This window comes from Homoserinimonas sp. (assembly GCF_056262345.1).
The window spans coordinates 1-2,042 of the sequence record NZ_JBACFR010000309.1 but is presented as its reverse complement, the minus strand read 5'-3'; the positions used below and the strand labels follow the sequence as shown (position 1 = coordinate 2,042).

Below are 2,042 nucleotides of genomic sequence, written 5' to 3'. Positions count from 1 at the left end.
GCAAAGTTCGTGTAGTCCGCATACTTTGCGGCGATGCGCAGGGTGACCTTCTCTCCGCCGCCCGCGATCCACACGGGAGGGCCGCCATCCTGCAGGGGAAGCGGACGAACGATGGCGTTCTCGACCTGGTAGTGAGCACCGTCGAGGGTTGCGCTGCCCGTTTGCCAGGCCTGCTTCATAATCTGCACACCCTCGTCGAGGCGCGCTAGCCGCTCTCCCGGCCGCGGGAACCCGTAGCCGTATGCCCGCCATTCGTGCTCGTACCAGCCAGCGCCGATGCCCATCTCGACCCTGCCGCCGGAGATCAGATCCACGGTTGCGGCGACCTTGGCCAGGTAGGCCGGATTCCGGTAGCTCATGCACGTGCACATCTGGCCGAGCCGCACGCGCGACGTTGTTGCGGCGAATGCCGACATGAGGGTCCATGCCTCGTGCGTCGCCTGGTCGGTTGCAACGGGCACGGTGTGGAAATGGTCGTAGACCCAGATTGACTCCCACTCGCCGGCATCGGCTTCTGCGGCGAGTGAGCTCATCGTGTGCCACTGCTCGGCGGGGTCGATGCCCACGAGATCGTGACGCCAACCCTGGGGAATGAACATTCCGAATCGCATGGTCAGGTGCCTTTCGTTGTGCGGTAGTGGTGCTGCTCGCTGACAACGTGACCTGCGATGGCGCAGCTCACTCGCCCCCGCCCCATGCTAAGCCAGCCAATGCCGCGCGATTGGATGTCGGCGCCTCAACCGCAGGCGTTAATCGCTCGGCTTAGCTAAGCGATGCGATGATGTCGGCCGCAAACTGGTCGACGTCAGCTTCTGTCGTGTCGAAGCTCGTCATCCACCGAACCTCGCCGGCAGAGCGGTTCCAGTCGTAGAAGTGGTGTGTCTCGCGCAGGCGTGCGGCGGCCTCGGCAGGCAGCACGGCAAAGAGCGAGTTCACCTGCGTCGGCTGTGTGAAGCGCAGGCCGGGTGCCGCGCCCGCAGCAATCGCATCGTCGAGCGTGCCCCGCAGCCGAGCCGACATCGCGTTGGCGTGGCGTGCGCTGCGCAGCCACAGGTCGCCCTCGTACAGCGCGATTAGCTGGGCTGAGGCGAACCGCATCTTGGACGACAACTGCATCATGTACTTGCGCAGGTAGGGCAGCCCGACGGATGCTTCGGGGCTGAGCACGACGACCGCCTCGCCATAGAGCAGGCCGTTCTTGGTGCCGCCGAGGCTGAGGATGTCGACGCCTGCCGTTGTCGTCAGCTCGCGCAGGGAGACCCCGAGGGCTGCTGCCGCATTGCCGATTCGCGAGCCATCGACGTGCACCCGCATCCCGAGCGAATGGGCGTGGTCGCATATCGCTCGCAGTTCGTCGGGGGTGTAAACCGTGCCCAGCTCGGTGGACTGCGTGATGCTGACGACGAGGGGTTCAGCGCGATGCTCGTCTCCCCGGCCGCCCGCTTGGAGGTCGATCAGCTCTGGCGTGAGTTTTCCGTCCGGGGTGTCCACCGTCAGCAGCTTGATGCCGCCGATGCGCTCGGGTGCCGCGTTCTCATCGGTGTTGATGTGGGCCGTCGACGCCGCTATCACGCCTCCCCAGCGCGGCAGCATGCTCGTGAGTGCCACCACGTTGGCGCCGGTGCCGTTGAAGACGGGAAAGACGCCAGCGTGCTGCCCGAACTGGTCGCGGATGATCTCGTGCAGCCGCTCCGTGTAAACATCGCCGCCGTAGCTAACCTGGTGCCCGCCGTTGGCCTCAGCGATGGCGGCGAGGACTTCGGGATGCGCTCCCGCGTAGTTGTCGCTGGCGAAATGGCGGATCTGGGGGTCATGGCGTTGCACTCGTCAATTCTGGCACTGCGCATCCGATGCGCGTGCCCGCCCCGCCCCGCTCCGGTTGCGGGTGCGCCGCGAGGCTGGCTTTTTTCGCCGCCAACTCGATCCCCCGATCTGGGGGGCGCTGATATACCGATAAATCCCCGGATGTCACCTAACGTTGAGGCACTTACCCGAATTGCCGTGCACGTCAGGGTTCACCCGAATCAACCCCGACTCACAAC

At 65.3% G+C, this 2,042-nt stretch carries 2 protein-coding genes; both read right to left on the bottom strand.

Translation table 11 applies throughout. The annotated features are described in order from the left end of the window. Nucleotides 1–611: TIGR03560 family F420-dependent LLM class oxidoreductase (locus AC062T_RS14000; RefSeq protein ID WP_476031036.1), on the bottom strand; the 611-nt coding region annotated here is incomplete at its 3' end. A gap of 151 nt (nucleotides 612–762) precedes the next feature. Further along, complete coding sequence (locus tag AC062T_RS13995) at nucleotides 763–1,824, bottom strand: threonine aldolase family protein (protein WP_476031034.1); 1,062 nt, start codon at nucleotides 1,822–1,824, stop codon at nucleotides 763–765. Nucleotides 1,825–2,042 lie beyond the last annotated feature (218 nt).